Raw genomic sequence first — 24,019 nt, forward strand, 5'->3', positions numbered from 1 at the left:
AGTAAACAAACTACAACCAAGAGTGCGATTGGTGCAGGTATTGGTTCGGTCGTTGGTAAAGCAATCATAGGTGGTGATACAGGGGCTGCAATTGGTGGCGCAATCGGCGGCGGTGCTGGTGCTGCGATTGAAGAAAAGAAATAAAAATAAGTGAAATGAAAAATAAGCGCCTTCAGGCGCTTATTTTATTAGTAGAAGGCTTTGCTTTTTTACGTCGGATATAAAGTGTCTTTTGGACTTCAGCAATTCTCACACCTGATTCATCGAAAATATTTAAATGATATGTTCTAAGAACAGGAGCATAGTTTTCGGCAAGTTCACGAATTTGTTCGATTTCTGCTAAATCAACTCGAATGTCAGCATAAACGGTACTTCGGCCAGCTGATAAAAAATTAATTTCAGCTGCTTTATCCCAAACAATATATTTTGATCCGAGATGATGCATAAGAATCAACATATAAAAGGGGTCAACCATTGAATAAAGGCTTCCGCCAAAATGAGTGCCTACCAGATTTTGATTTTTCCAAGTAAGTGGCATTTTTACCCGAACATGACAGAGCTCTAAATTCATGACTTCAATATGAATTCCAGCTCCACGGTAAGGTGGGTAATGGTTAAATAAGAATTTGGAAATTGAAGGAATGTTCTGAAGTTTTTTTAAAATAGCCATAATAGTCAATTTTTTTTATTGCAACACTGGTCATACTAGATAAGTATCATCTTTTTTATATTGATGGCAATGCTTTATCCGATTAACGACATGATCGATTGAAAAACAAAATAGGAAATGATTATGCAGCCAAAGATTTATGCCGTAACGACAAGTGATCAACAAACCCTGTGTGCCAAGGCTTGGGGTGATGAGAAAAATATTCCATTAGTGTTAGTGCATGGTTATCCAGATAATCAGGAAGTATGGGAATCGGTCATTGAGCATTTAATCAATGATTTTTATATTGTGACTTATGATGTCCGTGGGGCAGGCTTATCATCTATTCCTAAACGGATACGGGATTACCGTTTAGAACGTTTATCTTTAGATTTGCAGGAAGTCATAGATGAGGTAATCCCAAATCGACAGTTCCATATGGCTGCGCATGATTGGGGTTCAATTCAGTCTTGGGAATCTGCAACAGAACCTAAATTTAAAGGCCGTTTACTCTCTTATACAACAATTTCCGGTCCATGTTTGGATCATGCGGCACTTTTCTTAAGAGAGAAGTTTAAAACATCACCTGCACAGATCCTAAAAATACTCACAAAATCATGGTATATCGGAGCATTCCATTTACCGCTAATTGCTCCAACTGTATGGTCGCTGTTTAGTCCAGAGAAGTGGGGTAAGATCTTAAAAGATTTAGAGCGAAAAGATAATTTGCCATTAAATAGTAATATTTCCTCAGATGGGAAATACGGTATTAACTTATATCGTGCGAATTTTATTCCACGTTTAACTAGCCCTCGTCAGCGTTATGCGCAATGTCCAGTTAAAGCAATTATTTTAAAATATGACACTTTTGTCAGCCCAGAATATATTACAGAAGCGATGCCAAAATGGGTTGAAAACTTCGAATATGTTGAGCTTGAAGCAAATCATTGGGCGATTTTGAGTCAGGCTGAAAAAGTGGCAGCTCATATTCGCCAGTTTATTAACTCGCAGAGCTAATAAGTGACTGTTTAATATACAAAACTGGTAATTCGGCGATATTTTCGGCTTCATAGAGGTGAATCTGGTAGAATATCGCCTTTTGTTTTGCTCTGAACTTATTCATGAATGCTGTCGTTATTGCGATTGCAGTGATGTTCTTATTATCACTGGCGCGCGTTTCTGTCGTACTGACTTTAGTGGTTTCTGCCATTGTGGGCGGCCTCGTAGCGGGTTTAAGCCTTTCTCAAACTGTTGAAGCCTTTAACGCTGGTCTTGGTGATGGTGCTGAGGTTGCACTTGCCTATGCAGTGTTAGGGGCATTTGCTCTGGCACTTTCAAAATCTGGATTACCCGATTTACTTGCCCATAAACTAATTGGTTTATTGGGAATGGAAGCGGGGAAAAGCCGAGAAACTAAAGTGAAATATTTACTATTAGGTATTTTACTGATCGCAGCTATTTTCTCTCAGAACCTTATCCCAGTTCATATTGCCTTTATTCCCGTATTGGTTCCGCCTCTATTACGGGTAATGAACCATTTAAAATTAGACCGCCGCGCCGCAGCTTGTGTTCTTACTTTAGGCTTGGTTGGGACATATATTTTCTTACCTGTTGGCTTTGGTGCGATTTTCCTTGAACAGATTTTGATGGGAAATATCAACAAAATTGGTGCTGCTTATGGTTTACATGTAGAACGTGGCATGATGCCTATTGGTATGGCAATTCCAGTTTTGGGAATGGTTCTAGGCACCTTGGTTGCGGTATTTATCAGTTACCGTAAGCCACGAATTTATGCTGACCGTTCGATAAGCCCTGTAACTACAATTGATTTAGATAAACCTCTTCGTGCAACTGCACAAGATGAAACAGCAGACTTAAAAGCAGACGCAGAAGAACTTAAACATGAGGCAGAGCAAGGCCCTGTTATTGCTAAAAAAACAATTTTTATGGCTTTACTGGCTATTGGACTCACTTTAGTTGCGCAGCTTTATTCCGGCTCAATGATCTTGGGTGGTTTAGTGGGCTTTGCAGTGCTTTCTACGGCAGGCATTTTTAAATGGCAAGATGCAGATGATGTCTTTGTACAAGGCATGAGAATGATGGCTCTAGTCGGCTTTATTATGATTTCTGCTGCTGGTTTTGCTTCAGTTATGACTCATACCGGAGATATTAACCAGTTGGTTAAAGGTGTGGTAGAAATCATTGGTGATAACCGAGCGCTTGCTGCATTTTTAATGCTTTGTATTGGCCTATTTGTCACGATTGGTATAGGTTCATCTTTCTCAAGTGTTCCTGTATTAGCTGTTATTTATGTACCTTTATGTGTCCAGTTCGGTTTCTCACCGTTAGCGACAATTGCACTTATCGGGACAGCTGCTGCTTTAGGTGATGCTGGATCTCCGGCTTCTGATTCTACCTTAGGACCAACAGCAGGTTTAGGTGTAGATGGGCAACATGACCATATTTGGGATACTGTGATACCAACATTTATTCACTTTAATATTCCGCTATTAATTTTTGGTTGGATTGCAGCCATGGTTTTATAATTTTTATAAAATATTAAATAAAGACCTCCTTAGTTTTTATCTAGAGATAATGATTAAGGAGGTTTTTTTGTGGTATAAACAAAACATGTATTTAGAATAAACTATATTAAAATACTCGGGATTTAAAGCTTATTAAAAAGGTTGGTTATATAAAATAATTCTGATTAATTAGGTTGGAATAAAAAACCAATTAAAATAGTCGGTTAATATATAATTTTATTTAAAACAGTTATTTAAAAATAAATATAAAAATAATTTTATAATGGGTGTTGCATCAATTTAAAATAAATGTTTATTATAAATATAAATAAGGTTGGAGATATTAAAGTGTTCAAAAAAGCATTAGTTATTGCATTAATGGGGGTGTCTTCATTTACTTTTGCTGGTAATTGGCAAGTAAAATTTGGGGGTAGTGTTATTGCTCCATCGGAAGATACAACAACACCTTTAGGTGTAGTAAAGGCTGATCATGAATATGCATTTACTCCATCAGTAGAATACTTTTTTGGTCAATCTCCATTTTCGGCAGAATTATTATTGGCAACACCTATTAATCACGATGTATTGCTCAATGGCGAAAAAAAAGCGCGTATTAAACAATTACCACCAACAATTACAGCAAAATATCATTTTAAAAACTCGACTCGTTTTACACCGTATATTGGTATCGGGGCAACAGCATTTATTCCTTGGGATGAACAAGGTGTTGCTGTAAAAGTTAAAGAAGATTTTGGTGTCGCTGGCCAAGTTGGTTTTAATTTCCAACCTGCTGATGCTAAAAATTGGGGAGTATTTGTAGATGTTCGTTATGCAGATATTAGTCCAGAGGTAACAATTGATCCTTCAGTAGCTAATTATAAGTTTGATTTAGATATCAACCCGTTTGTTTACACTTTAGGTTATAGCTATAAATTCTAAGCATAATAATAAATAGAAAGAATATAATAATAAACCTAGATTCAGGCACCTCACATAGCTTTTTATGTGAGGTTTTTTATTTCATGGTTCTCACTAAAAAACGCATAAAATAGACAGTTTTATACATATTTTACCGCTCTTTATTTCTAAACTATTTTTTATACATTTTTAAAGGAATAACATGATGAATAGAAAATTTGCCATGGGGCTAGCACTTTTTAGTGGTTTAGCTTTTACGCATAGTTTGCAAGCTGCTAGTTTCTCTTGCAATGCTGCAAAAACAAAGACTGAACTCAGTATTTGTAAGAACCGGTCTTTAAATGATGCCGATGTCAAAATGGCAACGACATATCAAATTGTTTTACATGCACTACCAATGGGTGGACGTGATAATCAAAAAGATACACAGCAGCAATGGCTGAAAAAAAGAAATGCTTGTGCAGCTAATGTGAGTTGTATTTCTAAGGCATATCAGCAAAGACAAAAACAACTAGACACTATTTTACAAGATAGGGTCTTAAGCCATGGACCATTTTAATTAGAGTAAAATTTTTTAATATTCAGGATTGAAAAATTCTAGAAGTACTCCATTCATAAAGCATTCGAGAACAAACAGACTTCAAAATTTAAGGAGTGATTTATGAGTGAACAAGCATCACAAAATTATAGTTTCCAAGCGGAAGTAGCACAGCTTTTACATTTAGTGACGCATTCTCTCTATTCAAACCCTGAAATTTTCTTACGTGAACTTATCTCTAATGCATCAGATGCTTGTGATAAATTGCGTTTCGAAGGAATTAATCATCCTGAATATTATGAAAATGACCCTAATTTACATGTACGAATCAGCTTAAATAAAGAAGATAAAACTTTAACGATTTCTGATAACGGTATTGGTTTAAGCCAACAAGAAGCCATTGATAACTTGGGTACAATTGCAAAATCAGGTACTAAAGATTTCATGGCAAAATTGACGGGTGACCAGAAAGCGGATGCTCAGTTAATTGGTCAGTTTGGTGTTGGTTTCTACTCAGGTTTTATTGTTGCCGATAAAATTACGGTTGAATCACGCCGCGCAGGTCTAGATGCTTCTGAAGGGGTGCGTTGGATCAGTGGTGGTACAGGTGAGTTTGAAGTTCAGCAAATTGATAAAGCTTCACGCGGTACTGACATTATTCTTCACTTGCGTGATGACGCGCTTGATTATTTAGAGTCTTATAAAGTTAAGCAAATCGTTAATAAATATTCTGACCACATTAGCTTGCCAATTGAAATGCAAAAAGAAGTTTGGCAAGAAGAAGAGGTTGCTGAAGGTGAGGAGCCTAAAGGCGGCCAAATGGTCAAAACAGATGAGTGGGAAGCAATTAACTCGGCAAGTGCACTATGGACACGTAACAAGAGTGAAGTGACTGAAGAGCAATATGTTGAGTTCTATAAAAACTTAACTCACGATTTTGAAGCTCCGCTTGCATGGGCACATAACCGTGTAGAAGGTAGTACGGAATATACCCAGTTACTTTATATTCCAAGTAAAGCACCTCATGACATTTTTACACGTGAAGCAAAAGCAGGAATTAAGCTGTATGTAAAACGCGTATTTATTATGGATGATGCGGACAATCTAATTCCAAACTATTTACGCTTTGTGCAAGGTGTCGTGGACAGCGCTGATTTACCGCTTAATGTCAGCCGTGAGTTGTTGCAAGAAAGCCGTGATGTTAAGACAATCCGTGAAGGTAACGCACGCCGTGTACTCACTTTGCTTGATGGCTTAGCTAAATCTGAAGATGAAGAAGACCAAGAAAAATTCAAAACGTTCTACACTGAGTTTGGCTCAGTTCTTAAAGAAGGTTTGGGTGAAGACTTCGGTAACCGCGAACGTATTTTAAAATTATTACGTTATGCAACTTCAACAAATGATGAAGTAACAACTTCTTTTGCGGACTATAAGGCACGCATGAAAGAAGGCCAAAAAGCTATCTATTATGTGACTGCTGAAAGTTTAGCTGCTGCTAAGAACTCTCCACAGTTGGAGTTGTTTAAGAAAAAAGGCATTGAAGTATTATTAATGGCAGAGCGTGTTGACGAGTGGGCAATGAACTTTGTTCACGAGTTTGACGGTACACCATTGAAGAATGTATCTAAAGGTGCAGTTGATTTAGGTGACTTGCAAGATGCTGAAGAGAAAAAGGCACTTGAGCAAGCGGCTGAACAGTTTAAACCTGTTGTTGAGAAATTAAGTGACTCATTGAAGGCTAAAACCAAAGAAGTCCGTGTAACGACTCGTTTGGTAGATTCTCCGGCATGTTTAGTGACTAGTGAAGGGGAATTGTCTCCTCAACTTATTCGTATGCTCAAACAAGCGGGGCAAGCCGTACCTGAAATCAAGCCAATTTTAGAAATTAACCCTGAGCATCCTTTAGTGAAAAAACTTGAAGGTTCAGAACAATTTGATGATTTGGCGAATGTGATTTTTGATCAGGCGGTGATTGCAGAAGGTGGATTACCGGAAGATCCGGCAGCTTATGTGAAGCGTATTAATAGCTTATTGCTAAAATAATTTTGCAATAGAAAAAGCCTCTGAATTATCAGGGGCTTTTTTGTGGATAAAGAAAGAGTTATCCACAACTTGATGGTTTTTGTCTAAAAATTAGCTTCCAGATTCATTTGGACACTGAGCTGATGCTTCGGGTCCTCATCAAGATGGTTAAAGAAATTAAGATCATTTTGCATAAAAATCCAATCTCTCCATATCGGTTGACGCCATGAAATATAAGGTCCCCAACTATTTAGGCGGATATCGTTATTGGCATATACACCACCGCTATAAATACCGTAAGTCAGACGATTATCTTTTACAAATTCAAATTGTTGGAAAGTCCAATTCCCCCAGTTGTAATCTTCCTTTCCACTCTTATTCACATTAAATGTATTGGAAAATAATGTGTTATCTTGCATTTTCTGCGTTAAGTTCAGCGTCGTTTCAGTGTAATTCCGGCTAGTCGAACCATATCGGAAAATTTGCTCAGTATCTAGACTAATGTTATGTCGTAAATTCCATTTTTTCTTGGCAAGAAATTGTACATAAACATCACTTTCCGAGTTTGAGCCTAGATCAAGATCATTTTCAAACGGCATCCAGGTTGAAATGGTATTCCAACTTGCTGTGAGCGGATTATTTTCTGAAACATGAGGAATTGAAGCTTTCTTCTTAACCTTGCCAAAGGTTTTATAAGGATGTTTGCGTTGGGCTGCGTGACTCCACAACGTATCATTTCCGAATACAGCCATCAGGTCCTGAATAAGTGCGGTATCTGAACTATGACTTGGTTCTACTTCGCATGGTGAATGTAAAAAAGATACAGACTGACTTTTTGTTTTGAGAGTAACCACAGACGAATACAGGATTCGCCTTGTAGAGCGTGAGTGTTTCAAAGAAGTAGGAAAAAGCTGTATATGAGGAATTAAAACCAGCATACCTAAGCTATAAATGCAAAGTAAGGCAGTAGATCTGTATTCAAATGAAAAAGAAGAGAATTGATTCATTTTTCTGAAGATCAGGAATCAAAAATTAGCTCGTTATTGTAAGAAGAAAAGCTTAAATTTTTATTTAAAAGTATTTTATTATTCATCACCTTGGATGGGGAATCCAAGGTGATTTTTAAGCTTAGAAAAGGGCTTCTAATCGTAAGAATGTGCTCACATAATGGTTGCGATCTTCACGATGGTCATTAAAGTAATTGAGGTCGCCTTGTACAAAGAACCATTCACGTAAAACAGGCTGACGCCATGATACAAATGGTCCCCAACTGTTTAAACGTAAATCGTTGTCATTGTAGTAGCCACCTGTATAAATGCCATAGTTAAAACGGTTATTTGCAAAGAAGCTATGTTCTCGGAAAAGACGGTTTTCCCATGTTAAATCATCGTCTTGATCATCGGCATAAGTTAAGCTGAACTGGTTTGATAAGATTGGCTGATTTGGACGAGCATGAGTGAGTTCAAGATTAGTACGTAAGTAGTTTTCACTATCTATGCCATAACGATAAATTTGTTCTGCATAAAATTTAAAATCATTACGGAGTTGCCAGTCTCTCGATGCTTTTAAACGGACATAAATATCATCGCCAGAACGGATACCTAAGTCAGCGTCTGTTTCAAAAGGTAGCTTTTTCGAGAAGTTTGACCAACGTAATGCGATTGAGCTGTTGTCATCTCGAGTTCTTTTACCATCTAACTTTTTATTTGGATCTTGATTTGGGTTTTGATTGATATTGGCTGGGCTATTATTAAATTCGTCATCTAAAGAGTCATCACCAAATACCACACTTAAACGCTTCTCTAGAGTAGGTAATTTAATCTTACCGCGAATTCTGGGCTTGATTTCATAATTATCATATTCATTCCAATAGTTATCGATCATGACCCGAATGGTGGCTGATGCAGGTTTTTGTGGGTCAACTTCACCAAACCAATTATCAATTTTTCCAGATGTACGATCGGCCCAATTACGGATTTTCTTTTGTTTACGGTCAAACCAAGTCTGATCTTCGGTTTGCTCGGTTGGTGGAACAATTGGTTCGTTGGACTGCTCCGGGAAAATCGTTGGGGTTGCATCAATCCATCTTGGAATTTGGTCTAAAAGATTTTCATCTTTATTTTCTTCAGTTTGTGCTCCAGATGACAAACCGTTTACTTGTTGGGTTGAGGAAGAATTTACTTCTGCATGAGCCATACATACTGAACCAAATCCTAAGGTCAAAAGGGCAAAAAGCTGCCGATATGTAATGATGTGAAATGTTTTCATATCTATCTTTATGTTTTGTTGTTATTGTCACTTTTGTAGATTTTTCTAATAAAATCAAGAGGACGACACAAAACTTAAGTAAATTTAACTTTTCTTACATATTTGAAATTAATTAAAAAGTTTAAGCTATTAGCGATAATTTTTAAGCAAAAAAAATCCCCCAAACTAGGGGGAGTTTTTGATCAAGGAAACTTCAAATTCCGATCATTAAACACATAAAAAACAGAACATTACAGCGCGAATATTCTAAGCCGCAATCATAAACCGATTTTAAACAATTGAATAGTTCTTTTTTTAGAACGCTCTATTGCTAAAATGGTGATAAAACATACGACTCGTTCACACTTTATCGTTAAGCCTATTTATTTTGTGGAATATCGCATGTTTCATCATTACAAATAGCTGCGTCATCTTGCTCGATATTTTCAGCATTTGCCTTGAGTTGTGCTTGTTCTAGTACTTGTAAAAACACTTCACGAGGTTGTGCTCCTGCAAGTGCGATTCTTTGGTCAAATACAAAAAAAGGTACGCCAGTTACATTGAGCTGCTCATGTGCAATTTTTTCATCATGACGAACAAAGTCAGCCAACTCATTTGTATCGAGTACATATTCAACTTCGGCATTATCAAGGCCAATACGAGAAGCAATTTCTTCTACAACTTCGCGTTCGCCAATAGCTAGACCTTCAGTCATATAAGCATGGAAAAAAGCTTCTTTTGCTTCGTTTCCTAAACCTTTACTTTGTGCAAGGTGGATAATACGGTGTGCATTAAAGCTATTGCCTGAATTGGCTTTTTGCCATTGGAAGTCAATACCTTCAGAAGCAGCCATGGCCGCAATGTTGCGTTCCATTTCTTCCATCTCTTCATAGGTACGGCCATATTTTTTAGCCAAACGCTCAGTATTTGAAGTGTCATGTTTTGCGGGAGCATCAGGATCTAGTTCGAAACTATGCCAGTGAATATCAAGCTCGATACCTGCCTCGGCAGCGACATGTTCAAGGCGTTTTTTGCCGATATAGCAGAAAGGGCATACTACATCAGACCAGACATCAACACGCATGGGAGAATCTCATAAATATAATTTACCCATCATAATAGGGATGATGTACACGGATTTAAAGCATTGAATGGAGAATAGAGTGTTGCGTATTGTGAAATAAATGGCATATAAAGAACTATAAGCTCTATTTTATAACTATAAAGAGCAAAACTATAAGAATGGAAATAGGAGGTGTTTATGCGCCGAGTTTTGATTGCAATTGCAAGTCTGGTTGTTATTACGAGTATTGTTTTTTTTACCTATCAACATATAAAACAGCAGCAAGCCAAAGATAGCAGTCAAATGTTTGATGTGGTAATGACTGAAAAAATGAATCAGCTTTATGATCAGGCCCAAGACTGGACTAAACCTGTACAACTTGATATTCACGATAAACGGCTGGCAGGACACTACAAACAAGTCTCAGAGTTTCTTTTGAGTTATTGGGTCCAAAATGTAAATGCACGTAATGAATATTTAAGAGAATTAAAAGCGGCGAAATGGGATACGTTTTTAAATGTTGACCGTTTAGATCATGATAAAAAACAAAAATATGCTGAAACCGAAAAAATGCTAACCGATGTTCGCAGAGCTTCAGATAAGTATCAATCCGAATATGAAAAAATTCATAAAACTTTCTTGGCAAAAATTCAGGAACTGTCTGTTGATAAAGAGATGAGGCAAATCCTCGAAATAAAATTAGGAGCTCAGCAAAAAGCCGATCAGGACCATGCAATTTTTATGATTGAGCTACAAATTTTAGATAAAGCAGAAGAAATGTTTAAGCTTTTAAAAACTTATCCATGGCAAAAGAAAGATCAGATGATACTTTTCCACGAAAATGCTCAGGTCAAAAAGTTTAATACACTGTATCAAGACGTTTTAAAACTTAATGCAAAAATTGAAAAAATTAAGAAAAAGAATGTAGCTGCCTTGGAAGGGGAGTTAAAAGAATAGCGACAGGAGGAGCATCACTTTTTAAATATTGGTGCTCTCAGCTTTTCCTTTTGCCAAGAAAGATTGTAATAAACTTTGAGAAGTTTGTAGTTTGTTTAACTGATCGGACACATGCTTAAGTTCTGTTTGCAGTTTTTCTTGAACCGCTGGACACAGCGTAAATACCCGTTCATCTAAATCAAAACATGGCAATAAAACATGAATGTCTTTCAGGTTCATACCTGCGTCATTTAATATTTTAATTTTCTTAATATTTTCAATATCTTTTTGTGTATAACTTCGATAATTATTGCTGGCTCGATGAGGCTGTATAAGCCCTAAATTTTCATAATACCGCAGCATACGTGGGCTTACTTTTGTGAGCTCGGAAACTTTAGCTAAGTTCATAAAATATGGGTTGACCTTAACAGTGGTGTCATAGTTTAGCATGTTTTTATATTTCAAAATGGTACTTGTTCCATGATTAGAAAACTCATTTTATTGGTGATATTCGGATTAATGTCATTTGTTACAAATGCCAAAACCCTTGAATTTCAGGAGAAGAACATGCGTCAAATATTTGTGCTTCACGGTTACTCAGCTTCTATCAATGATCATTGGTTTTTGGACTTAAAACATCAAATAGAAGATGAAAATACAACTGTTACTTTAATACCATTTCCAGATTCTGAGCATCCGGACGTCGATGCTTGGCAGAAAGTATTAGATGAGCAGATTCCTGCAGTTAATGAAAATACTTATTTTGTTGCCCACAGTTTAGGGGTAATTACCTTGCTACACTTTTTACAAAGACATGATTATCAAAATATTGGAGGAATGATTTTAGTATCTGGATTCTCTGGTCCAATTTCAGACTCTTCACCTCTTAGTCCTTATATAACAAAGAGTAAAGTCGACACCAACTATTTGCGTGACATAAAGAAAAAGCTGGTTTATTTATCTGATAATGATGATTTGGTTCCACCACAACTAACGATTCAATTGGCTAAGGATATTGATGCGCCTTATATTACCGTTCCTAATGGTGGGCACTTTTTAGGTCGGGAAGGTTATACGGAATTTCCGCAATTAGTCGATTCTTTAAAAGAAATGTTAGAAAATTGATAAAAATCCCCGCATTGAGCGGGGATTTTTTATCTTTACTGAAATTTGTAATTTTTATTCCTAATCTATTAAGGCTGGTAAATGATACCCATGACTTTCGCAGGTAAAGCAATAATATCGAAAGTTAAGGTAAACGGAAGCAGTGGTAAACTTGCTAGCTTCTCCTTAGTTGATAAGGGTACTTTTCCGCTTTTATCATGAAGATATTGGATTCTAACGTGATATGGCTTGGATAAAGGGGTTATTTTTTTAAGATTGTTTACAGGAGGATAAACAGTTCCTCTAAGATTTAACTCAAATTTATGTAGTTCTAATGTCTTTTCATAGTCACATGGAATTACACCATATTGTTTGAATAAAGCTGATTCTTTCTCGTTCAATTTCCCATTAGGTGGGGTGTAAGAAAATCTAATATGTCCATAAAAATGGTTACTATTCGAAGCTGGAGCATTAAAATCTAGCTCATTACTTATTTGAATATATTGTGGATTTAATTGACTAATTAATTGAATGAAATCGTTACCGCCTTTACTAATGACATAACTATATTTTTTCCCTGCGATAACAATACTGTCCTCTGGTTCATTTGGGAGAGATACTGATGGTTTACCGAATGCAATTACATCATCTTCTGTTAAAGTGATCCATTCATAGCCTGAGTCGTATTTTGTAAATAGCTCTCGCGTGTTTTCACCAATAATTCGATTACTCACACAACCAGTGAGAAAGAAACTGGCTAGTAAGCAGCTCATAAGAATATTCTGATTTAATATTTTAAAGTTCATTATTTCTGTCGAATTCAATAGATTTATAAAAAGCTGACTATAAACAAAAAATCGTAATATTTAAATCTGGCAATATAATATGACTTAGCCATATTCAGATTAATTTCTAAAATCTTTTATGAATTTCTTTTTAATAAGTTTAAAAATCTAACGTTATTTACCGTTTATCTGAGCATTACTGAATCAAAAATGACTTTGTTGTAGCCTATTTATAGAACATTTTATTTAGTCATCATTTTGAGTTCGCGTAGGGTGACTGATTTTGGGAGCAAGTTATGAACTTTCTAAAACAATCAGCCTTCATTGCTGTATTTGCTTTTATGGGTTTACCAACTGTTCAAGCAGAAAAAGTGGCTACTTTACCTACAATTCGCGTTATGGCCGAATCTGAGCTACGTGAAGAAGTAGGCTTTGTCCCATTTCAAGAAGATAAAAAAGTGCGTCAGGCTCTACAACATCGTGAGTATAAAACTCATAACGATATACAGAATGCTTTAGTCCCTGAAGGTATGACGACAGTAGACTATCAACCTGTCATGGCACAGCCAGATTTGTCTCAGCTTTCTCCATTTTTACGAGAGTATATTCTAGCTGTAGCGGGTGGAATCCAATCTTCTGACCCAACCAATGGTCTTTTTGAAATGTTAAAGCCTCTGCAAATTAACCGAAGTAATGTCGATGCTTATCGTGAAGGTACGATGAAAGTAAATTTAGATGATATTTTGAGATTACAGCAACAAATCCAAGATGGTTTAAAAGGCCGATAAAAAATCCCCGCATTGAGCGGGGATTTTTTTATCTTGGTGTTAATTAAACACGTTCGATCACTGTTGCGATACCTTGACCAAGGCCGATACACATCGTTGCAAGACCGATTTGAGTATCTTGTTGTTCCATTACGTTTAACAACGTAGTGGTGATACGAGCACCTGAACAACCTAGTGGGTGACCTAAAGCAATCGCACCACCATTTAAGTTCACGATGTCTTGTTTGTCATACAGACCTAAGCCTTTAAGAACAGACAAGCCTTGTGCAGCAAATGCTTCATTTAACTCAACAGTCTGGATATCAGCAATTGATAAGCCAGCACGTTTAAGTGCTTTTTGAGTTGCTGGAACTGGACCATAACCCATGATTGCTGCATCACAACCAGCAACAGCCATAGAGCGGATTACGGCACGTGGTTTTAAACCTAATGCTTGTGCACGTTCAGCAGACATAAGCAACATTGCAGAAGCACCATCAGAAAGAGCAGAAGATGTTGCTGCTGTTACTGAACCACCTTTAGGGTCAAATACAGGTTTTAATGCTTTGAACGCTTCAAGGTTTGCATCTGGACGAATCACTTCATCGATGTCGCAAAGGATTTTAAAGCCATTTGCATCGTGGCCTTCAACACCAATGATTTCATTTTTGAAACGGCCTTCTTGAGTTGCAGCCCAAGCACGACGGTGAGATTCAACACCGAACGCATCTTGTTCTTCACGGGTAATGCCGTTCATGCGACCTAACATTTCAGCAGTTAAGCCCATCATGTTAGATGCTTTAGCGTAGTGTTTAGATGCTTCAGGGTTAAGGTCGATGCCGTGCATCATGCCTACGTGACCCATGTGCTCTACACCACCAATAATGAAGATATCACCTTGGTTTGTTGCAATTTGTGCAGCCGCAGTGTGGATCGCTTGCATAGAAGAACCACAAAGACGGTTAACTGTTTGACCAGCCACAGTTTTAGGCAAGCCAGCCAATAAACCGATGTTACGGCCAATGTTCATACCTTGTTCTAGGGTCTGGTTTACACAGCCCCAAATCAGGTCTTCAACTTCATTTACATCAAACTGATTACGGGCAACGAGCGCACGCACAAGTTCAGCAGATAAACTGTCGGCACGTACATTACGGAACATACCGTTTTTAGATTTGCCCATGGCAGAACGAACGCCATCAACAATCACAACGTCACGTGGATTTAAAGTAGCCATTCACGTCGCTCCTTAACCGTAGAATTTTTTGTTGTTAGCAGCCATGTCGCGCAACATTTGTGGCGCTTCATAAGCCTTACCTAAGTGCGCATATTTGTCGCAAAGTGCAACGTATTCAGCAACACCTGTTTGGTCGATGTAACGGCATGGACCACCACGGAATGGAGGGAAACCAATACCCATAATCATTGCCATGTCTGCCTCAGATGCAGTCGCTACAATGTTGTCTTCTAAGCAACGAACAGTTTCATTGCAAAGAGCAAGCATCATACGGTCAATAATTTCTTGGTTATCAAATTCGCGTTTTTCGCCAGTTACGAATGGAGCAATCACTTCATACGCTGTTGGATCAACAGTTTTTGCTTTCTTGCCTTTCTTATCGAGTTCGTATTTGTAGAAACCTACATCATTCTTTTGACCAAGACGCTTCGCTTCGTACATTGCTTCGATCGCGCCTTTGTAGTCTGGCTTCATACGGTCAGGGAAACCTTCAGCCATCACTTCAGCACCATGTACACCTGTATCGATACCTACAACATCGATCAGATAAGCAGGACCCATTGGCCAACCGAACTTAGACATTACATTGTCGATTTGCTGGAAATCTGCGCCGTCTTTTACAAGAAGGTCAAATGCACCGAAGTAAGGGAACAATACACGGTTAACCAAGAATCCTGGGCAGTCATTTACAACGATTGGTGTTTTACCCATTTTTTGAGCAAGCACGACCGTAGTTGCAATTGCTTCTTCAGAAGTTTTTTCACCACGAATAACTTCAACAAGTGGCATCATGTGAACTGGGTTGAAGAAGTGCATACCAACGAAGTTTTCAGGACGTTGTAATGCTTTTGCTAAACGTGTAATTGAAATGGTAGAAGTATTAGAAGCAATGATCGTGTTTTCACGAACATTTTTCTCAGTTTCAGCAAGTACGATTTCTTTTACTTTTGGATTTTCAGTTACCGCTTCGATCACGATGTCGACTTCTTTAAACTCTTCGTAGCTTAAAGTAGGACGGATGCGAGCAAGTGTTTCACCCATTTGCGCAGGTTTCATTTTCTTGCGTTCAACTTGCTTGGTTAACAAGTTATTTGCTTCTTTCATACCTAATGCAAGTTGTGGGTTACCAATATCTTTCATGATGATTGGAGTGCCTTTGCTTGCCGCTTGGTAAGCAATACCACCACCCATGATACCCGCGCCAAGTACAGCAGCTTGGTTTACAGGGTGAGCACCCTTTTCATGTTGCTTAGATGCTTTTTTAACAACTTGGTCATTAATGAATAAACCAATTAATGCTTCAGCTTGAGGAGTTACGGCTGCTTTGGCAAAGCCTTCAGCCTCAGCTTTTAACGCTTCATCACGTGCAAGGCTTGCACCAGCTTGTAATGAATCAAGTAATAATTTTGGAGCAGGGTATTGAGCAGGATTTGCTTTAGCAAGTACCGCACCTTTTGCTGTGTTGAACGCCATCATTTGTTCAAGTGGGTTCAATTTTACAGCTTCAAGTTTTTCTTGGCGTTTTGCTTTCCAGTTTAAACGACCAGAAATCGCTTGTTTGACCAGGTCAGTAGCAGCGTCAAGTAATTTGTCCGCAGCAACCACAGCATCTACAGCGCCATCTTTAAGTGCAGCAGCCGGTTTCTTTGGAGTAGCCATTGCCATCCATTCAACTGCATTATCAATACCAATGAGACGGCTTAAACGAACACTACCACCGAAACCAGGGTAAATACCGAGTTTGATTTCTGGTAAACCGACTTGTGCAGCTTCTGACATCACGCGATAGTCACAAACTAAACACATTTCAAAACCACCACCCAAAGCCATGCCGTTAATAGCAGCAACTTTTGGAAGGTCTAAATCTTCAAAGCTATTGAAGATTTCGTGAACAGGCATAAGCCAGTCAACAATCGCTTTTTCGCCTTGTGCAAAGTTTTGACCAAATTCGGTAATATCTGCACCAACAATGAATGTAGATTTGCCCGAGGTAACAACTAAGCCTTTAATATCGTTATTAGCTTTTACAGCCGCGATAGCAGCTTTGAAATCTTCAATTGTTGCACGGTTGAATTTATTGACCGACTCACCTTGTAAGTCAAAGCGGAATTCTGCAATTCCGTCCGCAAGCATTTGGACGGTAATGGCATTGCCAGCGTGGATCATGCCTGATCTCCTTAGTTTTGGAGGATTTCTAAGTTGATGTTATGAAGCGTGTGTACAGCTCCGGTACACATTTATGCTTCGCTAATCTTACGATAACTATATCTAAAAAGAACCCGACAAGTTGTATCAAGCCGTGACGCAAGGGTCATCTTATTTTTAATTGAATTCATACCAATTAAATGCATAAAGAAAATCATAGAGATAGCTGCTGAGTAAAGGCTTTTGTTTTAATTTAAGTTTTTATTTATAAAAAGTATAAATCTTTAATTTATTATATAAAAAATGAGAATTTTATCCTATTCACTTCTTGTCAAAAAGGTCAATTGTTCTGGTGTAATGTCTAAAAAAATCGACTACAAAGTCACAATTTTCTAATGAATGATCACCATAACAAATTAAGCGCTTTTTTTATATTAAGGCCTCTTAATTTTCCGAAATACACTGTTTAATTTTTTACATTCGCTTTTTATAAGTCAATTTTGTTAAAATTTGCGCCAATTAAATAAACTTCCGGTTGCTATTACCTTAGAAAATTAAGGTAAGGTTGCCCTAAACTTTGAAAGAGTAGCAATATGATTAAGTGGATCATATTAGCGATTTTTGTGATATCTGCATTGTATATCCAACATCGCGGCAAAGTGCGTCACTCGTTTTATCGTCAATTTTTTGACCATTCAACCTTGCTCGCACCGATTAACTTTTTAATGTACATCTTTTCAAAGGTACCGAATCAACCCTATATCGACACTCAACACTTTAAAGATTTAAAAGTGTTAGATGAAAATTGGGAAATGATTCGAGATGAAGCGAAAGCTTTATATGACCAAGGTGGGATTAAAGCATCAAGTACCTACAATGATTTAGGTTTTAACTCGTTCTTTAAAACAGGGTGGAAACGTTTTTACCTCAAGTGGTATGAATCAAGCCATCCTTCAGCTGCTGAACTTTGCCCAAAAACAACGGCTTTACTCAAAACATTACCAACGATTAAAGCGGCAATGTTTACAGAGCTTGCTCCTGACAGCCGTTTGGTAAAACACCGTGATCCCTATGCAGGGTCACTCCGTTATCATTTGGGTCTGATTACTCCAAATGATGACCGTTGTTTCATTGATGTAGATGGTGAAAGATACTCTTGGCGTGACGGTCAAAGTGTCGTGTTTGACGAAACTTATATTCACTATGCTGAAAATAAGACCGATCAAAACCGTATCATCTTCTTTGCCGATGTTGAACGTCCAATGAAAGTAAAATGGATGGAACGTTTCAATCATTGGTTTGGTCGTAACGTAATGACTGCGGCAAGCTCACCGAATGAAACAGGTGACCAAACAGGGGGCTTAAATAAAGCCTTTGGTTATGTTTATCAAATTCGTATTAAAGCTAAAGCTTTAAAAGCTAGTAATCGTAAGTTGTATTACTTCTTGAAATGGTTCCTCATGCTTGGAATTTTCTTCCTGATTTTTGTTCGACCATACGTATTTTAATGAAAGCGCCCGAAAGGGCGTTTTTTTATTGTGATTATTTAAATAATTTAGATTTATTTTTATGCATTTAAAACGATGATTATTAGCGTGGGGAGTATTTTATTTAAAATTTCAGGTGAATTCTATTTTAATTATTGGGATGATAAGGCGACTGGTAAATATATGCCTTTCTTGTACTTAATAAATTTTAAAAATTTGCGTGGAATATAAATGAATACGGTGATGAAACAAGCTTTAGTAATAACTACATTCACTGCAGCAGTGATATTGACTGGATGTGGTAAATCTAAGCCAGAGCCAAAATCAAAAACAGAAAAAGTCGAGGCAATTTCGGATTGGAGCTGTACATACCCTGATAATTTAAATCAGATTCAAACCTCTTTGAAAAAAGAATATTTGAAACAAATCGAACGCAGTTTAAGGCAAAGTCAATATCAGGTTGATACGGATATTCTTAATAAAATTAATCAAGGTTTGAAGTTTGAAATTAAAAATGTTCGCACTTTACCGTTAGAAGATGAAAGCCAAAAAAATACACAACTCAGCTGTGAAAGCCAATTGGTTGTTTCATTTCCTAAAGGTTTACAAAAACGTGCGGAAAAAGCATATATTGAAGAGTTGCGTCATTCTGATAAAGAATCGGATACGCTCAATGACTATTTTTCGGATAATGAATCCTCTTTGACCCTTGAAAATGATCAATTGAAAGGTGACTTTTTCTATAACATTACAAAAACAGATAAAGAAGGTTTGGTGTTTGACTTGCCAACTCAAAATAGTGTGATTGAAGGATTGGTTTTTGTTGCCACTAAAGCTGTGCAATATGCAGCTTATGTTAAAGAAAATGAGTTGATTGAAGAAAATATTGAAGAAAATCTGCAAATATCTGAGCAAAATAATGAAGAGCAGACTGCTCTGGCTCAGGAAGCCATGGATGTTCGTAAAAAAGAATTGGATGCTGACAAAGCGAAGCAAGTGGAACGCTTAAATCTGACTTGGGATAAATTGAGTGCCGATAAAAAAACTCAATTTAAACAAGATCAATCGGATTGGTTTAAAAAACGTGATGTTGAATGTAAGGTGCTGGCACAAAAGACTGTAGATGAAATTCCTGAAAAAGACTTAGAAACTTACCAAAAGCAATCCGATTATTGGACCGCTGAGATGCGTAAGCAAAATCAGGAAATGCAATATACACAATGCTTTATTCAAAAAACTGCAGAGCGAACAGTTTATTTAAATAATTTAAACTAATCTGAAACTCTCTATAAGTGCTTGGTCAATCGTGTTGAAATAGATGGGATTGACTAATCTTTAGTAAGTTCGAAAGGGCGTTTTTTTATAGGTATTAAAAACGACAAATTAATTTTGTGACCTATTTCACAGTGCTGGCAATTTGTTACAACTATTAAAAGCCAACAGATAATTTTGATTCTACAATGGCGCGGTTTTTTCGAAGACTTGGTTAGCGGAAGTAGGTTTTACAATGGCTCATGCTCATCACGCAGCTCATGCATATGTTCACCATATCAAAGTGAGAAAAGAAGAAAGTTCTCAAGGTGACTTAAAAACGAAAGCGATGTTAAGCAAAGCTTCTTCGGGAAATAAAAAACTTCATCGACCGGCTTCTAAACGACATAAATCGGAAGATCAAAATATTGATCTACATAAGTTCTCAAGTAAGCTTGAAAGTATGTCTGCAAAGCACAGTAAAGAAAAATGTGCCAAGAATATTCGCATTGCCTTACAAGCTGCGGGTGCAGATGTATCAAAGCATCCTGTAGCTGCATCTGACTGGGGGCACACCTTAGAAAAGAATGGTTATAAGAAAATCAAGCCGGCATTTAATCGTCCTCAAGAAGGGGATATTTATATTATCGAACGTACCAGTGGTCATACTTACGGGCATATTGCGGGCTATACGGGTAATGGCTGGTTCTCAGATTTTCGTCAAAAAACCTATGCGGTCTATAAAGAAAAAGATGTGAAATATAGTTACTATCGCCTCGACTCTTAAGGAAGTACGACACACTTTGTCGGGCTAGTTTCCTATCCCTTTTCAAATTTAGGTTCTGGCACAGTAAAGCACTTGAAAAGTAAAGGTGAAAACATCACATTAGGTATTCAATATTAAGCCATGTATGCCAATAGTGAATCAAAACGCTCGTCCCCATATTGAAAAAATTTTAGCTAATCTGACCCAACTTCCAGGCGTTTATAAGATGCTAGGGAAAGAGGGGGAGTTGTTATATGTTGGTAAAGCTAAAAATCTAAAAAATCGGGTGTCGAGTTATTTTGTTAAAACCATTGAGCATCCGAAAACTCAAGCTTTAGTCGCTCGAATTTATGATATTGAAACGCTAGTTACGCGTTCAGAAACCGAAGCGCTGCTTTTAGAACAAAACTTAATTAAACAACATCGTCCGCCTTATAACATTATGCTGCGAGACGACAAGTCATACGTCTATATCTTTGTATCGGCAGATAAACCGTATCCACGAATTGCCAGTGGACGTGGCAAAGGTAAGCACCAAATTGGTAAATTCTTTGGGCCTTATCCAAGTGCTTATAGTGCCCGAGATACCTTACTGGTTTTACAAAAGCTTTTTAATGTCCGTCAGTGTGAAAATAGTTACTTTTCACAGCGCAAACGTCCATGTTTGCAATATCAAATCAAACGTTGTTCGGCTCCGTGTGTAGGCTTGGTCTCACCAGAAGATTACAAAGAAGATGTGAATAACAGTATTCGTTTCTTACAAGGTGATACCAAAGAGTTAAACCAGGAACTGATTGCGAAAATGGAACAGGCGGCGGCAGATCTTGAATTTGAAAAAGCGGTTTTTTATCGGGATCGGTTGTCTTTACTTCGCGAAGTACAAGCACAGCAAGCTGTTTTCAAAGTGAAAGGTGAAGCTGACATTTTGGCAATTGCCTATCAGGCTGGCGTGACATGTGTGCAGATTATGCATGTACGTAACGGTCGTATGTTAGGAGGTAAAAGCTATTTCCCTGACATGTTGGGCGATGACCTTGGACAAATGCTAAGTGACTTCATGGCAAACTTTTACTTTCAAGTTGCCGATGAAGTACCAAGCGAACTGATTGTGAATACTGCCTTACCTGACCGTAAAGAGCTGGAAGAAGCTTTAGCACAGCAGTTTGGAAAGAAAGTCCAGATTAAGAGCAGTGTACGAGAAACACGTGCTGAATGGTTAGAACTTGCCGAAATGAACGTTCAACATGCGATTAAAGGGCAGTTGAGTAACCACTTAGAACTCAATGAGCGTTTCCACCAGCTTGAGCAGGTAGTTGGCCGTCCAATTGATCGGATTGAATGTTTTGATATTAGCCATACCATGGGTGAAGCACCGATCGCATCATGCGTAGTGTTTGACCAAGGTGGAGCACGTAAACGGGATTATCGCCAATTTGCCATTCAAGATATTACTGCGGGTGACGATTATGCAGCAATGCGCCAAGCTTTAACGCGTCGCTATAAAAAGGCAATGTTACCAGATCTGCTTTTAATTGATGGTGGTAAAGGTCAGCTCCATATGGCCATGGAAGTAATGCAAGAGCTTGGGTTAGAAGCTTTTATGGTAGGTGTATCGAAAGGTGAAGGCCGTAAACCGGGGCTTGAAACGCTTCATTTTACCGATGGCACAAAAATCCAGTTACCTGAAGATAGTAAGGCGCTACATTTGATTCAACAGGTGCGTGATGAAGCTCACCGTTTTGCCATTACTAAACACCGCGCTAAACGTGATAAACGCCGTAGCACCTCAGTTTTAGAAGCAATTCCGGGCTTAGGACCTAAACGCCGTCGAGATTTATTAACACATTTTGGTGGGATTCAAGGTGTTTTAAAAGCATCTGAAAAAGAACTGACAGTCGTGCCGGGCTTAGGTGAAGTGATGGCAAGAACGATTTATAAAATTTTGCATGAGTAGTCATGTCTTGAGAAGATGAGTGACAAAAGCGCTCGTAAATTAATAGCTGAATGATCATTCACATATTGGTCAAAATGATGAAAGATATTTCTTAACCATGCGCATGATTTAGGGATATGAATGTCATTACTGCAACTATGGGAAGATGTAAAACAAAATGAATGGATTGATATACCCGCAGGATGGTTACAGGGCCGCACCGTTTTTGGTGGCCTTGTTGCTGGGTTATTAATGCAAAAGGCATGCTCCTATATTCAAGATTCAAATAAAAGATTATTAAGTTGTAGTGTTACTTTTGTAGGCCCTGTACAACAAGGTGCTGCCCGATTGACTATTGAAGTTTTAAGAGAAGGAAAGTCAGTCACTACGCTTGAAGCGCGTTTATGGCAAGATGATGCAGTACAAACGATTTTGATTGCAAGTTTTGGGGCTTCTCGTGCATCGAGTATTGAGGTAAAGCAAGAGCCAGTCGTCCCTGCTTATGTACCACCTGAAAATTTATCTGTCATTCCTTTTGCGAAACATATGCCTGAATGCTTTCAGCATTTTGAAGTCTGTTGGGCTGAGGGGAATTATCCGGTAACGGGAAGTAAACATCCCGACTTTGGTGGCTGGTCAAGGTTCTCACCAGAGCAGCATGCGAATCGTCAAATGACATTATCTGATTTGATTGTTCTTATGGATATTTGGCCACCGGGTGTTTTGCCTATGTTTAAGCAAGTTGCACCTGCAAGTTCTTTATCATGGCATATTACTTATGTTCATCCAGTTCGGCACCAGTTGTGTGACTGGTTTAAATATAAAGTAACTACTGAATATGCAGCTGAGGGGTACTCCACAGAATATGCATATCTTTGGGATCAAAATGATCATTTAATTGCAATCTTGCGGCAAACTGTTACGGTATTTACCTAAGTAATCTACTTTCTCGATTCACATATTTCGTATAAAGTGGCTGTTACAGATAGATACAATATTGAAGTATGTGTCTTTGTCTGTTAAAAGATGCGTGAAGACTAAATTGGCGGTGTTTATGACCACAGGGCGAATCCTGAATATCCCAAATATCCTAACTTTGGCGCGTATTGCGCTTATTCCTGTATTTTTGGTGATTGCATATTGGCCGCCTGCAATAGGTATTGGTGAGCACGTAGGAAGTATGACACGTCATATTATCTTGACGGCTATTTTCGTGCTGGCTGCCGTAACCGACTGGTTTGATGGCTATTTAGCACGAACTTTAAACCAGACTTCAGCATTTGGCCGTTTCCTAGACCCGGTTGCAGATAAACTTATGGTCGCAGCTGCACTTATTGTTTTAGTGCAGTGGAAACCGACAATTGCGATGGCTTTCGCTGCAATTGTTATTATTTCACGGGAAATTACTGTGTCTGCTTTACGTGAGTGGATGGCAGAACTTGGCGCGCGGACCAGTGTAGCCGTATCAACAGTCGGTAAATATAAAACTGCATTTCAAATGATTGCGATTAGTGTATTCCTGTTGAATTGGCAGCCTTTAGAAGTATTGGCCTATGCTTTGTTATATACCGCCGTTATTCTGACTTTATGGTCAATGTTTATTTATTTAAAAGCTGCATGGCCATACCTAAAGCAGCCATAAAGTT

23 protein-coding genes are annotated in these 24,019 nt (G+C 38.0%); 15 read left to right on the forward strand and 8 right to left on the reverse strand.

The genetic code is table 11. The features are described 5' to 3' along the window. The coding region (locus tag C1642_RS11885) for a YMGG-like glycine zipper-containing protein (RefSeq protein WP_228153851.1) at window positions 1–144 on the forward strand (144 nt) is incomplete at its 5' end. A 28-nt stretch (window positions 145–172) separates the two neighbouring features. Here the strand turns inward: C1642_RS11885 and C1642_RS11890 are convergent. Beyond that, entirely contained in the window at window positions 173–670 is a 498-nt protein-coding gene (locus C1642_RS11890; RefSeq protein WP_103236373.1) for a DUF4442 domain-containing protein, read from the reverse strand. Window positions 671–787: 117 nt separating this feature from the next. Between C1642_RS11890 and C1642_RS11895 the strand changes: the two genes are divergently transcribed. The 5 genes from C1642_RS11895 (at window position 788) to htpG (ending at window position 6,673) form a co-directional block, all read left to right on the forward strand. Next, on the forward strand, window positions 788–1,666 hold the full coding sequence (locus tag C1642_RS11895) for an alpha/beta fold hydrolase (RefSeq protein ID WP_160945177.1): 879 nt from the start codon (window positions 788–790) through the stop codon (window positions 1,664–1,666). Window positions 1,667–1,770: 104 nt separating this feature from the next. Next, window positions 1,771–3,195: a Na+/H+ antiporter family protein gene (locus C1642_RS11900; RefSeq protein ID WP_000994938.1), complete on the forward strand. Its 1,425-nt coding sequence runs from the start codon at window positions 1,771–1,773 to the stop codon at window positions 3,193–3,195. 327 nt (window positions 3,196–3,522) lie between these two features. After that, window positions 3,523–4,113: an OmpW/AlkL family protein gene (locus C1642_RS11905; RefSeq protein WP_000472952.1), complete on the forward strand. Its 591-nt coding sequence runs from the start codon at window positions 3,523–3,525 to the stop codon at window positions 4,111–4,113. A 184-nt stretch (window positions 4,114–4,297) separates the two neighbouring features. Beyond that, window positions 4,298–4,651: a lysozyme inhibitor LprI family protein gene (locus C1642_RS11910; RefSeq protein WP_001080202.1), complete on the forward strand. Its 354-nt coding sequence runs from the start codon at window positions 4,298–4,300 to the stop codon at window positions 4,649–4,651. A gap of 102 nt (window positions 4,652–4,753) precedes the next feature. Further along, entirely contained in the window at window positions 4,754–6,673 is a 1,920-nt protein-coding gene (gene htpG, locus C1642_RS11915) for a molecular chaperone HtpG (RefSeq protein WP_103236374.1), read from the forward strand. An 83-nt stretch (window positions 6,674–6,756) separates the two neighbouring features. On the opposite strand, the gene C1642_RS11920 is transcribed toward htpG, so the two are convergent. The 3 genes from C1642_RS11920 to C1642_RS11930 form a co-directional block, all read right to left on the reverse strand. Next, entirely contained in the window at window positions 6,757–7,659 is a 903-nt protein-coding gene (locus tag C1642_RS11920) for a selenocysteine synthase (RefSeq protein ID WP_103236375.1), read from the reverse strand. Window positions 7,660–7,780: 121 nt separating this feature from the next. Further along, the gene (locus C1642_RS11925) at window positions 7,781–8,920 is read right to left on the reverse strand and encodes a hypothetical protein (RefSeq protein ID WP_000846679.1); all 1,140 of its coding nucleotides are present in this window, start codon (window positions 8,918–8,920) and stop codon (window positions 7,781–7,783) included. 358 nt (window positions 8,921–9,278) lie between these two features. Continuing rightward, window positions 9,279–9,983, reverse strand: a complete 705-nt coding sequence (locus tag C1642_RS11930) for a DsbA family oxidoreductase (RefSeq protein WP_032031401.1) — start codon at window positions 9,981–9,983, stop codon at window positions 9,279–9,281. Between the two features lie 177 nt (window positions 9,984–10,160). Here C1642_RS11930 and C1642_RS11935 point away from each other — a divergent pair, with 177 nt between their 5' ends. Next, window positions 10,161–10,919, forward strand: a complete 759-nt coding sequence (locus C1642_RS11935; RefSeq protein WP_032031399.1) for a hypothetical protein — start codon at window positions 10,161–10,163, stop codon at window positions 10,917–10,919. 21 nt (window positions 10,920–10,940) lie between these two features. Here the strand turns inward: C1642_RS11935 and C1642_RS11940 are convergent, their stop codons facing one another. Beyond that, on the reverse strand, window positions 10,941–11,306 hold the full coding sequence (locus tag C1642_RS11940) for a MerR family transcriptional regulator (protein ID WP_032031398.1): 366 nt from the start codon (window positions 11,304–11,306) through the stop codon (window positions 10,941–10,943). A gap of 72 nt (window positions 11,307–11,378) precedes the next feature. Here C1642_RS11940 and C1642_RS11945 point away from each other — a divergent pair, with 72 nt between their 5' ends. Continuing rightward, complete coding sequence (locus C1642_RS11945; protein ID WP_103236376.1) at window positions 11,379–12,023, forward strand: RBBP9/YdeN family alpha/beta hydrolase; 645 nt, start codon at window positions 11,379–11,381, stop codon at window positions 12,021–12,023. Window positions 12,024–12,091: 68 nt separating this feature from the next. On the opposite strand, the gene C1642_RS11950 is transcribed toward C1642_RS11945, so the two are convergent. Next, entirely contained in the window at window positions 12,092–12,808 is a 717-nt protein-coding gene (locus tag C1642_RS11950) for a hypothetical protein (RefSeq protein WP_001009587.1), read from the reverse strand. Window positions 12,809–13,083: 275 nt separating this feature from the next. On the opposite strand from C1642_RS11950, the gene C1642_RS11955 reads away from it, so the two are divergent. Beyond that, a complete protein-coding gene (locus tag C1642_RS11955) occupies window positions 13,084–13,575 on the forward strand; it encodes a hypothetical protein (RefSeq protein WP_032031395.1) in 492 nt (163 codons plus the stop codon). A gap of 43 nt (window positions 13,576–13,618) precedes the next feature. On the opposite strand, the gene fadA is transcribed toward C1642_RS11955, so the two are convergent. Both fadA and fadB read right to left on the reverse strand, forming a co-directional pair. Further along, window positions 13,619–14,791 (reverse strand): acetyl-CoA C-acyltransferase FadA, encoded by a 1,173-nt coding sequence (gene fadA / locus C1642_RS11960; protein WP_000212712.1) that lies wholly within the window; start codon window positions 14,789–14,791, stop codon window positions 13,619–13,621. A 12-nt stretch (window positions 14,792–14,803) separates the two neighbouring features. Then, complete coding sequence (gene fadB / locus C1642_RS11965) at window positions 14,804–16,957, reverse strand: fatty acid oxidation complex subunit alpha FadB (RefSeq protein ID WP_000580938.1); 2,154 nt, start codon at window positions 16,955–16,957, stop codon at window positions 14,804–14,806. A 572-nt stretch (window positions 16,958–17,529) separates the two neighbouring features. On the opposite strand from fadB, the gene lpxO reads away from it, so the two are divergent. The 6 genes from lpxO (at window position 17,530) to pgsA (ending at window position 24,015) form a co-directional block, all read left to right on the forward strand. Continuing rightward, entirely contained in the window at window positions 17,530–18,444 is a 915-nt protein-coding gene (lpxO, locus tag C1642_RS11975) for a lipid A hydroxylase LpxO (RefSeq protein ID WP_000598896.1), read from the forward strand. 210 nt (window positions 18,445–18,654) lie between these two features. Continuing rightward, window positions 18,655–19,698, forward strand: coding sequence for a lysozyme inhibitor LprI family protein (locus C1642_RS11980; protein ID WP_001099004.1), 1,044 nt, complete (start codon window positions 18,655–18,657; stop codon window positions 19,696–19,698). A 232-nt stretch (window positions 19,699–19,930) separates the two neighbouring features. Beyond that, complete coding sequence (locus C1642_RS11985; protein ID WP_000929592.1) at window positions 19,931–20,461, forward strand: peptidoglycan hydrolase; 531 nt, start codon at window positions 19,931–19,933, stop codon at window positions 20,459–20,461. A 133-nt stretch (window positions 20,462–20,594) separates the two neighbouring features. Next, window positions 20,595–22,394 carry an excinuclease ABC subunit UvrC gene (uvrC, locus tag C1642_RS11990; protein ID WP_012300759.1) on the forward strand — a complete coding sequence of 600 codons (1,800 nt, stop codon included), beginning with the start codon at window positions 20,595–20,597 and terminating at the stop codon, window positions 22,392–22,394. Between the two features lie 120 nt (window positions 22,395–22,514). Next, window positions 22,515–23,309, forward strand: coding sequence for a thioesterase family protein (locus C1642_RS11995; protein ID WP_000055159.1), 795 nt, complete (start codon window positions 22,515–22,517; stop codon window positions 23,307–23,309). A gap of 118 nt (window positions 23,310–23,427) precedes the next feature. Further along, window positions 23,428–24,015: a CDP-diacylglycerol--glycerol-3-phosphate 3-phosphatidyltransferase gene (gene pgsA, locus C1642_RS12000; RefSeq protein WP_000206941.1), complete on the forward strand. Its 588-nt coding sequence runs from the start codon at window positions 23,428–23,430 to the stop codon at window positions 24,013–24,015. Window positions 24,016–24,019: the final 4 nt, after the last annotated feature.

It is taken from the genome of Acinetobacter sp. AKBS16, assembly GCF_002899995.1.
Classification (GTDB): Bacteria; Pseudomonadota; Gammaproteobacteria; order Pseudomonadales; family Moraxellaceae; genus Acinetobacter; species Acinetobacter baumannii.

What these genes read in the sequence shown, in the direction of transcription:
- C1642_RS11890 (WP_103236373.1), bottom strand. Translation starts at nt 670, where the DNA reads ATGGCTATTTTAAAAAAACTTCAGAACATTCCTTCAATTTCCAAATTC.
- C1642_RS11895 (WP_160945177.1), top strand. Translation starts at nt 788, where the DNA reads ATGATTATGCAGCCAAAGATTTATGCCGTAACGACAAGTGATCAACAA.
- C1642_RS11900 (WP_000994938.1), top strand. Translation starts at nt 1,771, where the DNA reads ATGAATGCTGTCGTTATTGCGATTGCAGTGATGTTCTTATTATCACTG.
- C1642_RS11910 (WP_001080202.1), top strand. Translation starts at nt 4,298, where the DNA reads ATGAATAGAAAATTTGCCATGGGGCTAGCACTTTTTAGTGGTTTAGCT.
- htpG (WP_103236374.1), top strand. Translation starts at nt 4,754, where the DNA reads ATGAGTGAACAAGCATCACAAAATTATAGTTTCCAAGCGGAAGTAGCA.
- C1642_RS11920 (WP_103236375.1), bottom strand. Translation starts at nt 7,659, where the DNA reads ATGAATCAATTCTCTTCTTTTTCATTTGAATACAGATCTACTGCCTTA.
- C1642_RS11925 (WP_000846679.1), bottom strand. Translation starts at nt 8,920, where the DNA reads ATGAAAACATTTCACATCATTACATATCGGCAGCTTTTTGCCCTTTTG.
- C1642_RS11930 (WP_032031401.1), bottom strand. Translation starts at nt 9,983, where the DNA reads ATGCGTGTTGATGTCTGGTCTGATGTAGTATGCCCTTTCTGCTATATC.
- C1642_RS11935 (WP_032031399.1), top strand. Translation starts at nt 10,161, where the DNA reads ATGCGCCGAGTTTTGATTGCAATTGCAAGTCTGGTTGTTATTACGAGT.
- C1642_RS11940 (WP_032031398.1), bottom strand. Translation starts at nt 11,306, where the DNA reads ATGAACTTAGCTAAAGTTTCCGAGCTCACAAAAGTAAGCCCACGTATG.
- C1642_RS11945 (WP_103236376.1), top strand. Translation starts at nt 11,379, where the DNA reads ATGATTAGAAAACTCATTTTATTGGTGATATTCGGATTAATGTCATTT.
- C1642_RS11950 (WP_001009587.1), bottom strand. Translation starts at nt 12,808, where the DNA reads ATGAACTTTAAAATATTAAATCAGAATATTCTTATGAGCTGCTTACTA.
- C1642_RS11955 (WP_032031395.1), top strand. Translation starts at nt 13,084, where the DNA reads ATGAACTTTCTAAAACAATCAGCCTTCATTGCTGTATTTGCTTTTATG.
- fadA (WP_000212712.1), bottom strand. Translation starts at nt 14,791, where the DNA reads ATGGCTACTTTAAATCCACGTGACGTTGTGATTGTTGATGGCGTTCGT.
- fadB (WP_000580938.1), bottom strand. Translation starts at nt 16,957, where the DNA reads ATGATCCACGCTGGCAATGCCATTACCGTCCAAATGCTTGCGGACGGA.
- lpxO (WP_000598896.1), top strand. Translation starts at nt 17,530, where the DNA reads ATGATTAAGTGGATCATATTAGCGATTTTTGTGATATCTGCATTGTAT.
- C1642_RS11980 (WP_001099004.1), top strand. Translation starts at nt 18,655, where the DNA reads ATGAATACGGTGATGAAACAAGCTTTAGTAATAACTACATTCACTGCA.
- C1642_RS11985 (WP_000929592.1), top strand. Translation starts at nt 19,931, where the DNA reads ATGGCTCATGCTCATCACGCAGCTCATGCATATGTTCACCATATCAAA.
- C1642_RS11995 (WP_000055159.1), top strand. Translation starts at nt 22,515, where the DNA reads ATGTCATTACTGCAACTATGGGAAGATGTAAAACAAAATGAATGGATT.
- pgsA (WP_000206941.1), top strand. Translation starts at nt 23,428, where the DNA reads ATGACCACAGGGCGAATCCTGAATATCCCAAATATCCTAACTTTGGCG.